The organism is Parazoarcus sp. PS-13 R2A (genome assembly GCF_057621855.1).
Map to the genome: position 1 here is coordinate 12,976 of NZ_JBYEXN010000010.1, position 15,966 is coordinate 28,941.

A 15,966-nucleotide genomic window follows, 5' to 3' on the forward strand; every position below is an offset into this window, starting at 1 on the left:
ACGACACGCGGAACGCCACCGGATCGGCACGCCCGATAGCACGATGATGCGCAGCGAATCGGCGGCGATCATGGGCGCTTCTCCAGCCAGACCGGGTGCGCGACGCCGATCACGGCGGACGCGCGCACCGGCCCGAAGTACCGGCCATCGAACGATGCCGGGTTGGTCACGCTCAACAGGAACAGCTCGCCCGGTTCGAGGCGGCGGCACTGCTGCCAGGATGGCAGCGGCCGGCCCCAGCGGTCGGCGCGCAGCACGGCGGCCGACGGCACGCCGTCGATGCGGACGATGCCGCCAGCGATGCACACCTCCTGCGGCGCGGTCGCGCCCACGCGCTTGAGCAGCGGCACACGCGCCGGCAGGTAGCCGCGCTGCGCGGCCAGCGCGGCAGCGTCTGGCGGCAGCGTGGTCAGGACGATGCTGTCCACGGACAACGGACGTGGCGGCGAGCCGGGCCGATGGTGCAGCGGATCGACGCGATACCAGCCCACGGGAACGCTGTCGGACGGGTTGTAGATCAGGCGCGGGAATGGATGCACGAAGGACGCCCAGGCCAGCGCAGCAAGGCCGCAGGCGGCGAGGCCCGCGAGTACGATGCGAGCGCGCAAGCGTGAGCGGGTGTGCGAGCGAGGACGCGGCGCAGTGCCGCCAGTGGAAACGGCGGTCATGGCAGCGCCCTCCCGGTCAGCCAGGCGGCGTGCCGCTCGGCGGTGTAGTCGGGCAGCGGCAGGCGCGCCGCGAGCCGGTTGGCGAGCGTGCGCCAGTACGCGGGCGAGACGGCGATGGGTGCGATGCCCAGCGCCTCGATGGCGTCGATGCGCTCCAGCACGGCGCGCACTTGCCCGTCGCCCTCGGCGTGCAGCAGCAGGCGCGCGCCGGGCTGCACGCCGGGGATGCGCTGCGCGCCGTCCAGCGGCGTGCAAGCCTGCATCACCATGAGCTGCCAGCGGATCGTGCCGTAGTCGTTGGCCTGCCAGCGCACGCGGCAGAACACCGCGCCCGGCAGGAACACCGCGCTGCGCCGCCAGCGGTCGAGCTGGTGCGTGCGCGCGGGTTCACCGAAGCGCAGGTAGAGCTTGAAACGGGCCTCGATGTAGGCCAGCGCCACGCGCGTCAGCGGCGCGCTGGCGGGCTGGCCGACAGGCGCAGCCAGTGCAGCCGTGGCCGCGCCAGCGGCAGGCGCGGCAGCAGGTGCAGTGGATGCGGTCATGGTGTGTTCTCCCTGCGGTTCTCGGGAAACTCCCGCTCCAGCAGGCCGCGCAGCAGGTCGGCCACGGTCACGCCTTGCGTGAAGGCCGACACCTTGATGCGCGCCCGCATGGCGGGTGTGATGTCGAGCGTGAGGCGGGCCGTGTAGAGGTCGCCCTTGCCCAGCGCATCGGCGTCGCCTTGCCGAATCCACGCTTCAGCGTGCGGATTCGCGGGCGGACGCGCGCCGATGCCGACGCGCTTTGCTGCGCGCTTGCTGTTCGGTGGTGGCTTCGCGGTCATGTCGTCCACCGCAGCAGTTCGTCCACCAGGGCGGTGATTTCTCGCGCGGCGGCGCTGTCCGGTGCCGTCTCGCGTGCAAGCCGGCCAGCGGCCACGCTGTCGGCGAACACGATGCGCTGATGCACTTCGGCGCGCAGCGCAGGAAGCGGCTGGTCGGCGAGCGCCTGGCGCGCTTCGCGCCCGATCACGGTGGTACTGACGCGCCGATTGATGACGAAGGCCGCGCGCAGCGCAGGCCGAAAGACTTGCGCCTCGCGGATCAGCGCGACCATCTCGGCGCTGGCCCACAGGTCGTAGGGGCTGGGCTGCACCGGGATCAGCACGCGCTCGGCCGCCAGCAGCGCGGAGCGCGCCAGGGCGGCGATGCGCGGCGGCCCGTCGATGACGACGTGATCGGCCCGCCTGGCAAGCTCTGGCGCTTCCTGATGCAGCGTTTCGCGTGCGAGGCCCACGGCGCTGAAAAGCCGTGGCAAGCCTTGCTGGCTTCGGCGTTGCGTCCAGTCCAGCGATGACCCTTGCGGGTCAGCGTCCAGCAGCACGACGTGCTGGCCGCGCATCGCCAGCTCGCCAGCGATGTGGGTGGCGAGCGTGGTCTTGCCCACGCCGCCTTTCTGGTTGAGCAGCGCGACGATCATGACGCTGCCCTCCATGCTGGAAAGCCATGCCTTGATCGGTCTGCAAAACCTGTCGGCTGGTGGCAGGTTTTGCCTGCTGTTGGTGGCCGCGTGGCGGTTGTCCACCGCAGCGGCGTTTCCCTACTACAAGTTAGAGAATTTAAGTTAGGGAAGTTAGAGGGCGCGCAAACCCAGTGCTGGCGCGGGTTTGCGGCCGATTGGCACGCCTGATAGCACGATAGTCCCACGCCTGATAGCACGATACCCCGCACGCCTGATAGCACGACACTATTCACAGGCTCTCCCGGAGTTATCCCCGTGCCGTATGCGGCACGGGCCGGAAGGTCAGCAGCTCGGCGCCGCTGTCCGGCATCCGCTCGATGCCCAGGACGTAGCCGGGCAGCGACTGCCGCGCGACGAGCGCGCGCAAGTCGCAGGCGAAGTCGTAGGGCTTGGCGGTGCTGCCGGATTTCTGGTGCAGGTAGCGGAAGTCGAATTGCCAGCCGTATGCCTGCTTGCCGCCGTGCTTGCGCACCAGGCGGTACAGCCACCGCTCGATGCCGCCGGTCAGCCGGAAATACGCCGGGTCGATGGTCAGCACCAGGGCCGCATTCAGCACGCCCGTATAGAACCAGTCCGGCAAGATCAGCTCGATGCCCAACGGCGTGCCGCTGGCATCGGCCAGTTCCTTCCATTCGTTGATCCACGAGAAGCGGTGCAAACGCCGCCCGGTTGTCTCGCGGATGGACGTGGCCACCGTGGTCGATTGCAGGCGATCCAAGGCCGCTTTGAGGCGCTGGTAGTCGCGCAGCGACTTGCCGCGCCCGACGAAGCGCAGGATCTCGTAGGGCGTCGCGCGGATCAGCCGTGATGGCCGCAGGCCCGCATCCTTCGCCTCCACGATCTGCGAGGCCGCCCAAATCAGCACGTCGGCATCCCAAATCGTGGCGATGCCATGCTCCTGCGTGCCTTCCACGCGGATCGTGACGTTGCCCGCCCGGAAGTCGATGGGCTTGACCCGCTTGGACTTGGCGAGCGAGAAGAACGAATAGGCCATCAAGTCCTGGCTGTCGCGCGGTGCCATGTCGCCCGGCAAGGCGCGGAACAGGTCGAGCTGTTCGCGTTCTTGCGGGGGCCGCTGCCGGAATGGCAGCGCGGAGATGGACATGGCTGTGGCCTGGCGCGCGCCAGCGATCAGCGCGCACGGCTGTCCGCCGAGTGGTGCTCGGCGTACTCGGGATCGGAAGTCGTCTCGAAGCTGCGGTCGGCCGCCCAGGCGTCGAGGTCGGCCACGGCGTACATGACGCGCCGGCCGAACTTGCGAAAGCGCGGGCCGCCGCCGATCACGCGCTGCTTTTCCAGCGTGCGCGGCGACAAGCGCAGGTACTCGGCGGCTTCGTCGTTGGTGAGGTAACGCTGCGGCTGCGCGGCAGCGGTCGAGACAGTGGCGGCAGGCCGCAAGGGAGCTGGTCGCATGGGATGAACCTCCATCAAGCCCGGCCACACCACGCAGCCGGATGAAGGCACTTTCAAGAAAGCGAGGCTTCTTGCTAAGGGACGAATTGCAGGGGCTGCGAAACGTCCCCCCTACTGCAACGGCAGTGGCGGAAGCTGTGCCAGGCGGCGATAGCCGCCGCGCATCAGCGCATCGCCACGGCGCACCAGCCGACGCACGCGGGCGCGCAAGGCGCCGTCCTTGTGCCAGTCGCCCGCGACGGTATCGGCGCCGAACAGCCCTTCGGCCACTTCGCGCAAGGACGCGCCCGCCAGGGTCGCGTCGAGCGCCTGCAAGGTGTGCAGCTCCAGCAGTGCGGCAGGCGTGGGCCGCGAACGGGCCGCCGCCGCAGGCGCGGCAACCGTGGCGGCAGCCAGGGCGTCGAGTTCCGCCGCGAGCGTGCGATAGCGCGTGCAGGGCGTGGCGCAGGCACGAGTGGCGTAGAGGTAGGCCACACCGTCCTCCAGGCCCGGCGCGAGCGCGAGCCGCAGGCAGCAGCCGGGCCAATGCGCCACCAGCACCAGGCGCTTGCCATCGTGGATCAGTTGCTTGCGGCCAGGAACGCGCCAGAACTCGAAGGCATGGGCTTCGGGTGGCGGGTCGGCGTCGGGATAGAGCTGCACCACGGCATCGTGGTCAGGGAACCAGGCCGGATGCGCTTCGCGCGCATCCAGGGCTGGGTTTTCCAACAGGCGCAGGCTCCAAGCCTGCGCCGCGTCCGGTCGGCGGCGACGGCGCAGCCAGTCGCGGCGGTAGTCGGGATTCCTGCGCAGGTATTCCCAGGCCAGCGCGGGGCCATCGAGGTGCAGGACGTAGAGATAGGCGGCTGTCGGATACCAGTGGTCGGCGCTGCGATCAGTCATGGCGAAAGCTCCCTGTGCTTGGGATGCGTCGCCACGATTTCCGCGATGCGGGAGCTATCGAAATGCCATCAGGTCATCATCAAAAACGGTTAAGCTGTAACTGTCGGTGTCAAGACCGTTTGGCTCCGGCGTGTTGGGGAAATCGTCTGAATGCGACGGCTGCGCCACCCGGAAATGGTGCGCGGCACCGGATACCGTGCCGCAGCCCGCGCCAAAGATCAGGACTGTTTGCATCAGACTGGCATCGCTTCGGTGCATCAATGCCGATTCAGACCTACCCGGTCTTGACCAAGACTGAAATAGTCACAGTGCGCCCCGGCTGGCCGGGCCGCGCTGGCGTTCATCAGTCCGTGATCGCGTCGTTCTCCTGCGCCAGCCGGACGTACTCCGACAGCGGGCGCACCGCCTGGAAATACCGATCCCGCTGCAACGGCAGCTTGCGCGGCCCGACGATGCCGGCCAGGTCGGACAGCCTGACCGTCCCCAGCGAGGGCATGCCGATGCCGAGGTCGATCAGGCCATAGGCCGTATCGCCATCGGCGGGGTCGAGCGACACCAGCAGCCAGGTCACATGCGCGTCAGGGGTGAACAGGCGCACCACCGGCAGCGGGTCGAGGCGCTGACCAGCGGCGAGCGCCGCGCCGTGGGCCAGCAGCCGGGCGCGTTCATCAGCGGTGACAAGCGGCAAGGTCATGGGCAGAACCCCCACGGAACCGTGCATGCGTGTGGAAGCACGGATGCACAAGCCATCGCATCCGTAGAAGAACGGAAGCGCGGAAGCGCAATTGCAGGAAGCCGGAAAGACACGGATGCGATTCCCCGGTTCTGTGGAAATCCGTAAATGCGGATTTCCGTAAAAGCACGGAACAGCGATTTTTTGGCAATGAGTTAAAGATAACGTGGTTTTAATTGTCCTGCGATTTGACGCTTCTGTCCATGCAGAAGCGCTCCGTCCAACCTGGCCGCCCGGCCGGTGCCACCACCTTCGATGCCGAACTGGCGCAAGCCTTCGGCGCGGCGGTGCGCGCGCTACGGACGGAACGAGGGATCGCGCAGGAATCGCTGGCACACCTGGCCGGCATCGAGCGTTCGCACATGGGCAAGGTCGAGCGCGGCGAACACATGCCCACGCTGGCGCTTATCTTCAAGATCGCCAGCGCGCTCGAATGCAGCACGGCGGTGCTGATGAGCGAGGCTGAAAGCCAGCTCGCAGCAGCAGCGGCCCAGCCGTAGGCGCCGGCCCGGCCGATCCGGCGCAGGCCGGTTCGGCGGCGCTCAAGGGGTGCCAAGCGCAGCGCGGCGGGGATAGCCCGCAGGGCTTTCCCCTGGAGGCAAGCAAAGCGCGCAGCGCCGCAGGCGCGAAGGCGTGAGGGATTGAAGCCGAATGGCCGTGACGACAACGACGGCACGGGGCGCAGCCCGAAAGCCCGGCGGCGCATCGCGCCGACACGCCATGCCCTGACCGACGGCACCAACGCAGCTTCCGCGTATGGAAACGCAACCTGCTATGGATTGCTGCTTGCCGCTGCCAGGTTTGGGGCGAAGAAACAGCGCAGCGCCCCGCCGTGTGGCGGGGCGCTGCGGGCGGCGGTCACGCCGCCTGGGGCTTGCTGCGCGACCAGATCAGGTCGTGCGTGCCGTCCTCGCTTTCGATCAGGCGGGCATAGACCGTGGCTGGGAACGATGGATCGTCGAGGGTCACGGAGATGTACTCCCGCCCGGCCTCGCTGGTCTTCTTCCACGCCGCGCCGATGTCGTGGCTGGCCGCCTGCAAGCGGAAGTCAGGGGCTTTCTCGTTGTCCCCCTTGTCGTTGGGAACCAGCTTGGCCTTGACGTTGAGCGTCAGGGTGCGAAGCGTGCCGGTGAAGCCGTCTTTTTCTGCGGTGAAGGTGCCGATGTTGGCCATGATGTTTTCCTTTCGGTTGAACAAGGTTCGCGCCCATCGCGTCCTTGTTGTGATCCGGCCGGCGGGGGACGGGCTGGCTGCACCGCTTGCGGTCGAAACGCAGTGGAGAGCCGGGAGGCGAAAAGAATTTGCTGCGCGAGGAAGCCGCGCAGCGGCGGGGAAATTGTTTTCGAAGGACGGTTGCAGCCATGAAGCCCGAGGCGCAGCCGCGCCACCGCCAGGATTCACAACGAGACAAGGACGCCTTGGGCCGAACCGCTCCGAAAGGAGATGGGGCCGGCTCGGCATCCCCGCATGAAGGCTGCACCGGCTCGCCCGCTGACGCGGGCCAGGTCAACCCCCCGACGACACGCGAGAACGCCCCTGCCGCACCTTGCGGTGCCGGTCTTGAGGCGTGGCGTGGAAGCTCCATAGCGATGCCGGAAAGGCATACCGTGAACTGGCGTGAACCGTCCTTCGTGACGTGATGGGTACGAACCGCCAGCGTTGAGGACGGCCTGCATTTGCACAACCTGCCGCAGCAAGCGCCAGCGTGTTCGCCAGTGCCGCGCCCATCGCGGTGGGGCGCTGGCCGGGCCGATCCGGCGTAGGCCGGTTCGGCGGTATCAAGGGGTGCCAAGCATCGCGCGGCGGGGATAGCCCGCAGGGCTTTCCCCTGGAGGCAAGCGCAGCGCGCAGCGCCGCAGGCGCGAAGACGTGAGGGATTGAAGCCGAATGGCCGTGACAGCGAAGTCGGCACGGGGCGAAGCCCGCAAAGCCCGGCGGCGCATCGCGCCGACACGCCCAGGCCGTTCTATGCTCTCAGGAAGAAAACCAAGACCAGTCCATGACCCTCCAGCTCCGACACGAAACCCCGGACGACGTTGCCGCCATCGAGGCAGTCACGGTGGCCGCCTTCGCCGATGCACCACATACCAGCCACACCGAGCAATTCATCGTGCGGGCCTTGCGAGCCGCCGGCGAACTGACGCTTTCCATCGTGGCCGAAGAACATGGCCAGGTCGTCGGCCACGTCGCGCTGTCGCCGGTGACGATCACCGATGACCACGGGCGAGAGGCCCAAGGCTGGTACGGCCTGGGGCCAATCTCCGTCCTGCCGCCAAGGCAGGGAAACGGCATCGGTTCGCGCCTGATGGAACAGGCGCTGTCCGAACTGCGAGCCATGCAGGCCGCAGGCTGCGTGCTGCTGGGAGATCCCGCGTATTACGCGCGCTTTGGTTTTGAGGCCCATGCGGGTCTGCAACTGCCGGGCGTACCGCCCGGCTACTTCATGGCGCTGGCTCTGCACGGGCCAGTGCCGGAAGGCGTCGCGCACTACAGCGATGCCTTCAACGCCGCCGCCTGAGCGAGCGCGAAGGCGGCGGCGTTCTGATTCGGCTGTTGGCCTTGAACACCGGGCGCGGCCACCGCCGCGCCCGGATTTGCATTTCACCGCGCCCAGGACGGAACGGCCTGGGCGCGGTGCTGTTCGGGTTATTTCTTCGTCTCGATGAGCCACCATACGGCACGCGGCAAGGCGCGGCCCGTGATGGGGTGAATGTCGGTCAGGTCGGCACGGGCTAACCAGCCCGAGGGCGGGCGGTAGCCGCGCACGTCGCCGTCGCTGTGCCAGCGGCGGGCGCGTACCGCGCCGGGGGCGTAGATCGCCGCCATGCGTAGGCGGCTGGTGGTGGTGTGGGTCATGGGGCGTTCTCCTTCAAGCGAAGCGCCCCGGTTCAAGGCCGGGGCGCTTGCCATCGGCGCAGGTCAAGCGGCCAGCGCCACGGCGGGTTCATCCGCCAGTGCCTCGGCATCCTCCGGGGCGTCATCCTGCGCCTGCGGTTCTGCCTGCGTGGCTTCCTGCGTGCCTTCGGTGGCGAAGATGGCGGGCATCCATCCGGTTCCATCCGCCAGCCGCTCGGCTTCGCTGGCAATGTCGGCCTTCTTCAACTTCGCCAGCCGGGTGACGTGCGACGGTGCGAACTGCTCAACGGCTTCCAGAATCGCGGCCTTCGGCACATGCCGGAAATAACCTTCATTGGATGGCTTCCACCACGCGGCCATGTCCAGCCCCACGGCCTGCGCCAGTTCTTCGCCCGGCTGCTGCCGCGTGGTGCGGGGTGTCACCACGTCCACCGTGACGGCCACGCATACCGCCAGCAGCCGCACCAGTTCGTCTCGCGACTTCGCCAGCAGCGCGGCGAACAGTTCGGCGCTGTCCTCGGGCAAGGCTTCGCCCGCCACCTGTTGCAGTTCGCGCAGCGCCACGGCGGCGGGCGATTCCGGCCAGTCCGGGGCCATGCCTTCCAGCCGGTCTTGCACTTTCAGGCTCACGCCCAGCGGCAGATCGTGGCCGTAGTGGCTTTCCTGCAAAACGGTCTGCACCATGCCATGCACCAGCGCGGCCAGCGCCACTTGCGGATGCCGTGCCACTTCGATTTGCAGCGCGGCGGTGCGATGGGCGCTCAACCGTTGCGCCAGCCGGTCGGACATGGCGGCGGTCTTGGGCTGCCCTTCGCTGTCTCCGTCTTCGCCTTCGTCGTCGTTCACGGCATCCTCGCCGCTGAAACCTTGGCGCAGGCGTTCCAGCGTGCGCAGCGCCTTGGCCTCGGCCTCGCGCAGCAGGCCGCAATGGATGACGGCCTGCCCGTTGCGGTCGATGGTGACGATGGCACCGGCTGCGGCCTTCACGGTCGGGCTGTAGTCCTGCAAGCCATCTTCCAGCGCCTGCAACTGCTCGCCCACGGCTTCGCCTTCTTCCTGCAAGGCATCGGCCTTTTCCTCGTCGTCGACGTCCAGCGCGTCATCCACGGCTGCGGCCAGTTCCTGCATCTTGGCTTGCAGCTTTTCGATGCGCTGCGCTTCGCGCTTGGTCGGTTCGCGCCGCTCCCTCGGCGCACGCTGGAAGGCGTGCAGGTCGGCATGGGTCACGCCCGGCGTGGCATCCACCCATGCCCAGCCTTCGGCCTTCACTTCGGCGGCGATGCCCGCCAGCCGGTCTTGCGCCAGCCTGTCCAGCAACGCAGCATCGGTCAGGTACACGCCCGCGTCACCTTCGGCGAACAGGTCACGGCGCACGCCACCGCCTGCGGCCTCGTAGGTGTCCAGCCCGACGAAGCGCACCAGCGGATGCCGGTAGGCGTCGATTTCCCTTTCGGTGAGGCGGTCGCGCAGCGCGGACGGCTGGCGTTGCCATGTTGGCGCATCGTAGAAGGCGACTTCCTGCGCGGTGTGGTCGTCGGTGATGGCCAGGGCCATCAACTGGTCAAGGCTCACGGCTTCGGCGCGGTAGTCGGCCAGCAGGCGGGGCGATACGTTCGCCAGCTTCAAGCGGCGCTGCACCACCAGCGGGGACACGCTGAAATCCGCTGCAATGTCCTCGATGGGTCGGCCTTCGGCCACCAGCGCGGCGAATGCCTCGAACTGGTCTGCCGGGTGCATCGCTTCGCGCTGCACGTTCTCGGTGAGGCTGGCCGTGCGGGCGGTGCCATCGGCCACCAGCAGGCAAGGCACCTCCCATTCCTTGCTGATGCGGTGCTTCTTCGCCAGCAGCTTCAACGCGGCCAGCCTGCGGCCACCGGCCACGACTTCGTAGTGCTCGCCATCGGCGGATGCAATCACGATCAGGTTTTGCAGCAGGCCCACGCGCTGGATGCTCGCGGCCAATTCGGGGATGGACATGCGCGGGGTCTTGCGCACGTTGCGGCCCGTGGGGCGCAGCACCAGCCGCGACAGCGGAACCAGAATCAGGTTCTTGGTCGGGTCGGCGGCTTCCAGCGGGACAGCGGCGGCGGTGTTGACGGCGCGGGCTTCGGTGTAGGTGATGGCGTTCATGGTGGTTCTCCAATCAAGTGAAACAAGGGAATGGAGGGGAAACCGCCCCTCCGGCGGGTGAAACATCGGAAGGGGTCAGGCTTTCAACTGGCGCAGGCCATCGGCCAGCATCCAGAGGGCGCGGTTCAGGCGCACATCGGAATCAATGCCCTGCACCGGGCGGGTTTGCTGGCGGCGTCCGTTGGCGCTGCGGCCATGCAATCCGCCTTTGGTCAGGTTTTCTTGCGTGCGGTTGAACACGCTCCACAAGTCCGGGCGGCGGTCGTCGAACCGGCGCGGCATCAGGATTTGCGATTCGGTGATGGGCGCGGGCTTGTTGTCGGTGGGGTCGTACTTGAGGGCCAGCGCGGCGCGGGCGAACACTTCGGCCTCGCCTTCGTCCAGCGTGATTGCGCGCATGGCATCGCGGGAATCCTTCACCCGGTCGAAGCCGCGCAAAACTTCGTAAGCGCCTTCGATGACGTGCCCGGAAACGTCGCCCTTGTGGGGCACGCGCACATCGGCCACGGTGTCGCCGCACACAAGGCCATTGCTGCACACGAACCGGAACATCCCGGCCAGCATCTGATAGCTGCTCGTGCCATCGTGCGAGTTCAGCAGCACGATTTCATTGGCCTCCGCGCCGTTGATCTGGCTGGCGTGGCGCAGGCGAATCATGTGCTTGGTGTGCTCGCGCTTGCCTTCGTCGCGCACGCGGGTTTGCGTCACCATGAAGGGTTGAAACCCCTCTTTGCGAAGCTCGGTCAGCACGGCAGCGGTGGGGATGTAGGCGTACCGCTGCGAACGGCTTTCATGCGGCGCGTCCGCGAAGATGGACGGCGCTACGCGGTGAATCTGGTCATCGGACAGCGGGTAGTCGCTGCGCAGCGAGGGGGAACGGGAAGCGAATCGGGATGCGAGTTGCATTTCATTTCTCCTGACAAAGAAAAAAGGGTTTGCTGTTCACACCGCACACCGGATTCCTAGATTCGGAGCCCAGCCTTTCGGCTGTTTGGTGCGGTCGGCGAGAGGAACCCGGTTGGCCCTGTTGCCACCGTCTTTCCTGAGTTCATCGCCCGCGACGGTCAGGAGCGCGCGAACGTGTGCCGTCAAGGAGGCAAGCGCAGGGTTGGTGCGGCCCGCAGGCGCAGCCGAGGACACGGCCCTGCGCGCCTTGACGGCACACGGGCGCGGGCTACAGTCGCGGACAAGGTGATGAAGTCAGGGGAGACGGCTGGACATGGCAACGGCCTTCCCCTTGCGCTGACCGCACGGCAAGCGAAGCGCGCAGGCCCGAAGCTGGAAGCCGGGCCGGAGGCGTCAGCCGAGCGGAGCGAGGGAACGATGGAAGCCCGACAGGGGCGAAACCCCGAAGGGGGTTTGATGCGCTACGCGCACGACAGCGCGACCGGCCATCTCCCAGGTGGCCGGGGACGCCCAGCCTTCAAGGTTCGATGAGCACCAAGCGCACTACGCCCCACACATCGGGAAGCGGGTTCTGCTGTGGCTGCGGATTTCTGGCCGATCCGGCGCAGCCGGTTCGGCGGTCTTTAGGGGTGCCAAGCCTCGCGCGGCGGGGATAGCCCGCAGGGCTTTCCCCTGGAGGCAAGCGCAGCGCGCAGCGCCCCGGAAGGGGCGCGAAGGCATCAGGCCGAGTCGTCAGGGCGCAGGCTGGATTGCGCAACCGGCATCCACGGCGCTGACGAATCGAGGTAGTAGCGCATACCGCGCGCATACAGCCCCGAAGGCTCGGTCGGGCGGTAGAACCCGTTGATGCAGCTACGGAACTGCACGCCGTATTCGTTGGTGTAGATCACCGCGTCACCGATCTTGAAGCGCAGCGGCTGGCCGTTCTCCGGCGCGAACGGCTTGAGCGCATCATGCTGCGCGGTGATTTCGATGATGTAGTCGTGATGGCTGCTCATGGCATTGATCTCCTGTGATGGTCGAAAAAGCGCAAGGAGCGCCTTGCGGCGCTCCAAGGGCGAAGTCAGACGACGATTCGCCCGGCCAGCCGCGCATCACGCGCATAGCCGCTTAGACGCTTCTCTGCCCGGAAAGACAGGTCGCGCTCGATCGGCAGGCCCAGCCCGCCGCGCACGCTCGCCAGCTCGTCCAAGCTGACCCAGCCGATTTCCGGCTCCCCCAGGCCCAGGTCGCAAAGACCAAAGGCGTGGTCGTGGTCGTCTGGATCAATCTCGGTCAGCAGCCAAGTCGCGCCGCCGTCCGGCGTGAACAGCTTGACCACTGGAGCCGGATCGAAGTCCGGGTTCTCCAGCGATGCGCGGCCGTTGGCCAGCAGCACGATGCGCTGCTCGGTAGTGATGAGTAGGTTGTTCATGGTGAACTCCTGAAAGGTTGCCGGGCGGAATTGCCCGACCCTTCCGGGGCACGGCGCAGCGCAAGCAGTCAGGGGTCAACGACGGCCGCCAGGACGCAAGCGCCATCGGCGCGCAGCCCTTGACGGCGAGAACGCCGTGGCACGATGAAGGGAACAGCAAGACCGCCTCCCTCACACCTCCACGCACCCCGGCTTTCGGCAAGTGCGCAGCACGCGCAGGCCCGCGAGGGCCGGAGTTGCGCCACCAGGCGCAGCAAAAAGGGGCCGAAGCCCCCAAGGTCAAATCAGGCCGCGTTCGGCGAAGGATGCCGTGCTGTTGCCCGCGACGATGACGTGATCCAGCACGTGCACGTCCACCAGCCTCAGCGCCTCATTGAGCCGCTGCGTCAGTACCTTGTCGGCCTGCGACGGCTCGGGATTGCCGCTCGGGTGGTTGTGCGAAATGATGACCGCCGCCGCGTTGTGCCGCAGCGCTTCCTTGACCAGCTCGCGCGGATACACCGATGCGCCGTCGATGGTGCCGCGGAACATCTCGGCGTATTCGATCAACCGATGGTGTGTATCGAGGAACAGCACCGCGAAGACTTCATGCTCGAAGCCGGCCAGCTTGGCGCACAGGTATTCCTTGACTGCCGCCGGCGATGTGAACGACGTACCGCGCTGCATCTTGCGCTCGATGGCCTGGCGCGCGGCGTCCAGAATCTGCTCGGCAGTCGCCAGCAGGTAGCGGCCCTGCGTGTCACGCACCATCAGCGAGGAATCGAACGAGGAAAAGGACAGTTGCGACATGATCGTGCTCCGGTTGCTCGGGCGGAATTGCCCGGAACCGTCGCCAGCACGGCGCAGCGCAAGCAGTCAGGGGTCGCAGACGGCCGCCAGGACGCAAGCGCGCATGGCGCGCGCCGCCCTTGACGGCGAGAACGCCGTGATACGGTGAAGGGAACAGCAAGACCGCCTACACCCCGCCCACTGCACACCCTCGGCTGTTGGGGCAAGCGGAGCGCGCAGGCCCGCCAGGGCCGGAGGCGTCAGTGATGGAAGCCCGCATGGGGCGAGACTCGCGCAGCGAGGCTCGATGCGCAGCACGACAGCGCGACGGCGGAACGCCGGGACGCCCGACTGCTGGGAACAGGACTACCCGCTATCGGTCTTGCGCTGCTCGATCTGCAACTGTGCCCGCTGCGTTGCCTGTTGCAACCGCTCCACCAGCACACCCCTTGGCGGCAAGGCGGTCAGGTACTCGGCGACGTGGATGCCCGACTTGTCCAGCTCCAGCAACTCGATCTGCTCGCGCTTCTTGCCGGTGCAAAGGATGATGCCCAGCGGCGAGGCTTCCTCCGGCTCCCGTTCGTGCTTGTCGAGCCAGCGAAGGTAAAGCTCCATCTGGCCCTTGTAGGCCGCCTTGAACTCGCCGACCTTCAACTCCACCGCCACCAGCCGCCGCAGCTTGCGGTTGTAGAAAAGCAGGTCGAGGTGGAAATCCTCGTCGTCAATCGGGATGCGCTTCTGCCGGGCCACGAAGCTGAAACCTGCGCCCAGCTCCAGCAGGAATGACTCCATTTCACGAATGATCGCGGCTTCGAGGTCGCTTTCCTGCCAAGTGTCACGCAGCCCCAGGAAGTCGAGAATGTACGGGTCGCGCATGACCAGCGCGGGCGACATGCGCTGCGCATCGCGCATCGTCGCCAGCTCCTGCGCGATCATCTCCCCTGGCTTCTGCGACAGCGCCGTGCGCTCGTACAGCATCGAGTCGATGCGCTCGCGCAGCGTTCGCACGCTCCAGCGTTCGGCGCTCGCCATCTGCGCGTAGTAGTCCCGCTGGAGCGGGTCTTTCAGCGGGATCAGGGCGATGAAATGCGTCCAGCTCAATTGTCGTATCAGTGATACGACAATTCGCTCGTCCGGGTAGGCGGCGGCGAACTGCACCATGCGGCGCAGGTTCTTGACCGCGAAACTGCCGCCGTACTCCTTGACCAACTGCGCCGCCAGGGTCAACACCACTTCCTCGCCGTAGTCGGCTCGCCGGCCCTCCAAGACCTGCGTGTGGATGCGCTGGCCGATGCGCCAATAGAGCATCGTCAACTCGCTATTCACCGCCGAGGCGGCGCGTTGCCGCGCCGCCTCGATCAGTGCCCGAATGTCGCCCAGCAGCGCCGAAGGCGCTGCGGGTGACGCTACGGATGCCTTGCGCTGGTTCATGCCGCCACTCCTTCGGCCTGCCGTGCGCCAGTGATGGCCTGGCGTCGGCTGGCCACCAGCTCGGCCGCATCGCGCACCGGCTTGTCCTCGGTGTGGACGTAGTGCATGAACATCGCCACGGTCTTGTGGCCCGTCAGCTTCATGCCTACCTTGGTCGGTACGCCCGAATTGGCAATGTCGGTCGTGGAGCGGTGGCGGATGCCGTGCGTGCCGACATGCGGGACGCCAGCGGCCTTGAGTACCCGGCACCAGCCGCCATAGTGCTCGCCGAAGGTCAGGTGCCGGGCCGGGTCGTTGGGAGACGGCAGGACATACGGGCAACCCTCCCGGCGCGGGGCCGTCGAAAGCAGCCGATGGGCTTCCGCGCTCATGGGCTTGGAAAGGCCGCCGGTCTTGCTGTCGGGCCACACGACGCGGCGATTTTCCAGGTCGATCCAGCTCCATTCGAGCGTGCAGATTTCAGAACGGCGGCCAGCGAACTCGAATTGCAGGCGGATCGCCAGCGGGATGACGTAGTTCTCCAGCCCTTCGGCCTCCAGCTTCTCCAGTTGGCGAAAGATCAGCGCCAGCTCGTCGTCAACGATGAGCCGGGTTTCCTCGCCGGGCGGGAACATCGGAACGTGGCGGCACGGGTTCGTGCCGTCCGGGCGGTAGCCCCACACTTCGGCCAGATTGAACATCTTGCGCAGCACGCCAAAGGCGTTGTTCGCCTCGGCCGGCTTGTAGGCGAACTTTTCCATCAACGCGGCAATGTCGGGCCGCTTCACGTCCTGCACTTTCTTGCGCCCCAGCACCGGAACGATGCAGCGGTCAATGACGGCCTGGTAGCCGCGCTGCGTGGTGGGCTTGTTGCGCTTCTTGGAGTAGTCCTCCATGAACTTTTTGCACAGCGCCTCCATCGTGGGCGCCTTGCGCGCCTCGGCCTTGGCGCCGCCGGGGTCGCCACCCCGGCGAACCTCGGCCAGCCAGTCCTGCGCCATGACGCGCGCCTGCTCCACGGTCAGTTCCCCGTACAGCCCCAGCGAGGGCTTGCGGGGCTGACCGGCGTTCGTGCGGTACTGGAGCATGAACACCTTGCGGCCCGCTGGGGTAATCTTGCACAGGAAGCCGGGCACTACGGTATCCCGCAGTTCGACGTCCTTGGCCTGGGGTTGCGCCGCCTCTACGGCGGTCTTGGTGAGCTTGATCTTTGCCATGATGACTCCTTGGAACGACCCGGTTCCAAGAGCCACATAGGAGCGGCGCGAGGGGAAACCGGGTCAAGT

At 67.0% G+C, this 15,966-nt stretch carries 21 protein-coding genes; 3 read left to right on the top strand and 18 right to left on the bottom strand.

From position 1 onward, the window contains the following. Positions 1-68: 68 nt before the first annotated feature. From AC22G6_RS10805 to parA, 4 genes are read right to left on the bottom strand one after another with little or no spacing between them, the layout of a single operon-like run. On the bottom strand, positions 69-668 hold the full coding sequence (locus AC22G6_RS10805; RefSeq protein ID WP_037018516.1) for a S26 family signal peptidase: 600 nt from the start codon (positions 666-668) through the stop codon (positions 69-71). Then, a complete protein-coding gene (locus AC22G6_RS10810; RefSeq protein WP_049285642.1) occupies positions 665-1,210 on the bottom strand; it encodes a DUF2840 domain-containing protein in 546 nt (181 codons plus the stop codon). The genes AC22G6_RS10805 and AC22G6_RS10810 overlap by 4 nt, the downstream gene beginning before the upstream one ends. Next, positions 1,207-1,491 carry a hypothetical protein gene (locus AC22G6_RS10815; protein WP_023101676.1) on the bottom strand — a complete coding sequence of 95 codons (285 nt, stop codon included), beginning with the start codon at positions 1,489-1,491 and terminating at the stop codon, positions 1,207-1,209. Before AC22G6_RS10815 ends, AC22G6_RS10810 begins: the two co-directional genes overlap by 4 nt. Beyond that, positions 1,488-2,126, bottom strand: a complete 639-nt coding sequence (gene parA, locus AC22G6_RS10820; RefSeq protein WP_016452353.1) for a ParA family partition ATPase — start codon at positions 2,124-2,126, stop codon at positions 1,488-1,490. The genes AC22G6_RS10815 and parA overlap by 4 nt, the downstream gene beginning before the upstream one ends. On the opposite strand from parA, the gene AC22G6_RS10825 reads away from it, so the two are divergent. Next, on the top strand, positions 2,125-2,274 hold the full coding sequence (locus AC22G6_RS10825; RefSeq protein WP_160315476.1) for a hypothetical protein: 150 nt from the start codon (positions 2,125-2,127) through the stop codon (positions 2,272-2,274). The genes parA and AC22G6_RS10825 overlap by 2 nt on opposite strands. A gap of 141 nt (positions 2,275-2,415) precedes the next feature. On the opposite strand, the gene AC22G6_RS10830 is transcribed toward AC22G6_RS10825, so the two are convergent. The 5 genes from AC22G6_RS10830 to AC22G6_RS10850 all read right to left on the bottom strand — a co-directional run bounded on the left by AC22G6_RS10830 (position 2,416) and on the right by AC22G6_RS10850 (position 5,157). After that, positions 2,416-3,273, bottom strand: a complete 858-nt coding sequence (locus AC22G6_RS10830; protein WP_487366792.1) for a replication initiator protein A — start codon at positions 3,271-3,273, stop codon at positions 2,416-2,418. 26 nt (positions 3,274-3,299) lie between these two features. Continuing rightward, positions 3,300-3,581 (bottom strand): helix-turn-helix transcriptional regulator, encoded by a 282-nt coding sequence (locus tag AC22G6_RS10835; protein ID WP_003107109.1) that lies wholly within the window; start codon positions 3,579-3,581, stop codon positions 3,300-3,302. Between the two features lie 111 nt (positions 3,582-3,692). Beyond that, positions 3,693-4,463, bottom strand: a complete 771-nt coding sequence (locus AC22G6_RS10840) for a DUF7011 domain-containing protein (protein ID WP_023101679.1) — start codon at positions 4,461-4,463, stop codon at positions 3,693-3,695. A 54-nt stretch (positions 4,464-4,517) separates the two neighbouring features. After that, positions 4,518-4,697, bottom strand: coding sequence for a hypothetical protein (locus AC22G6_RS10845; RefSeq protein ID WP_071560086.1), 180 nt, complete (start codon positions 4,695-4,697; stop codon positions 4,518-4,520). 109 nt (positions 4,698-4,806) lie between these two features. Further along, positions 4,807-5,157, bottom strand: a complete 351-nt coding sequence (locus AC22G6_RS10850) for a DUF2958 domain-containing protein (protein ID WP_023101680.1) — start codon at positions 5,155-5,157, stop codon at positions 4,807-4,809. Positions 5,158-5,399: 242 nt separating this feature from the next. Between AC22G6_RS10850 and AC22G6_RS10855 the strand changes: the two genes are divergently transcribed. Continuing rightward, positions 5,400-5,696, top strand: coding sequence for a helix-turn-helix domain-containing protein (locus tag AC22G6_RS10855; protein ID WP_023101681.1), 297 nt, complete (start codon positions 5,400-5,402; stop codon positions 5,694-5,696). 358 nt (positions 5,697-6,054) lie between these two features. On the opposite strand, the gene AC22G6_RS10860 is transcribed toward AC22G6_RS10855, so the two are convergent. Beyond that, positions 6,055-6,369 (bottom strand): DUF736 domain-containing protein, encoded by a 315-nt coding sequence (locus AC22G6_RS10860; RefSeq protein ID WP_023101682.1) that lies wholly within the window; start codon positions 6,367-6,369, stop codon positions 6,055-6,057. A gap of 826 nt (positions 6,370-7,195) precedes the next feature. Between AC22G6_RS10860 and AC22G6_RS10865 the strand changes: the two genes are divergently transcribed. After that, on the top strand, positions 7,196-7,714 hold the full coding sequence (locus AC22G6_RS10865) for a GNAT family N-acetyltransferase (protein ID WP_023101683.1): 519 nt from the start codon (positions 7,196-7,198) through the stop codon (positions 7,712-7,714). 128 nt (positions 7,715-7,842) lie between these two features. Here the strand turns inward: AC22G6_RS10865 and AC22G6_RS10870 are convergent, their stop codons facing one another. From AC22G6_RS10870 to AC22G6_RS10905, 8 genes are all read right to left on the bottom strand, one after another. Next, positions 7,843-8,052 (bottom strand): hypothetical protein, encoded by a 210-nt coding sequence (locus tag AC22G6_RS10870; protein WP_037010033.1) that lies wholly within the window; start codon positions 8,050-8,052, stop codon positions 7,843-7,845. A gap of 63 nt (positions 8,053-8,115) precedes the next feature. Continuing rightward, positions 8,116-10,182: a ParB/RepB/Spo0J family partition protein gene (locus AC22G6_RS10875; RefSeq protein ID WP_487366793.1), complete on the bottom strand. Its 2,067-nt coding sequence runs from the start codon at positions 10,180-10,182 to the stop codon at positions 8,116-8,118. Between the two features lie 75 nt (positions 10,183-10,257). Beyond that, positions 10,258-11,088: a DUF932 domain-containing protein gene (locus tag AC22G6_RS10880; protein WP_023101686.1), complete on the bottom strand. Its 831-nt coding sequence runs from the start codon at positions 11,086-11,088 to the stop codon at positions 10,258-10,260. 719 nt (positions 11,089-11,807) lie between these two features. Next, positions 11,808-12,086, bottom strand: a complete 279-nt coding sequence (locus tag AC22G6_RS10885; protein ID WP_023123544.1) for a hypothetical protein — start codon at positions 12,084-12,086, stop codon at positions 11,808-11,810. Positions 12,087-12,151: 65 nt separating this feature from the next. Continuing rightward, positions 12,152-12,502 carry a DUF2958 domain-containing protein gene (locus tag AC22G6_RS10890; RefSeq protein ID WP_023101688.1) on the bottom strand — a complete coding sequence of 117 codons (351 nt, stop codon included), beginning with the start codon at positions 12,500-12,502 and terminating at the stop codon, positions 12,152-12,154. Between the two features lie 279 nt (positions 12,503-12,781). Continuing rightward, the gene (locus AC22G6_RS10895) at positions 12,782-13,291 is read right to left on the bottom strand and encodes a JAB domain-containing protein (RefSeq protein ID WP_487366794.1); all 510 of its coding nucleotides are present in this window, start codon (positions 13,289-13,291) and stop codon (positions 12,782-12,784) included. Positions 13,292-13,636: 345 nt separating this feature from the next. Next, positions 13,637-14,701, bottom strand: a complete 1,065-nt coding sequence (locus AC22G6_RS10900) for a PDDEXK nuclease domain-containing protein (RefSeq protein WP_023101690.1) — start codon at positions 14,699-14,701, stop codon at positions 13,637-13,639. Continuing rightward, positions 14,698-15,897 (bottom strand): tyrosine-type recombinase/integrase, encoded by a 1,200-nt coding sequence (locus AC22G6_RS10905; RefSeq protein ID WP_023101691.1) that lies wholly within the window; start codon positions 15,895-15,897, stop codon positions 14,698-14,700. Before AC22G6_RS10905 ends, AC22G6_RS10900 begins: the two co-directional genes overlap by 4 nt. Positions 15,898-15,966: the final 69 nt, after the last annotated feature.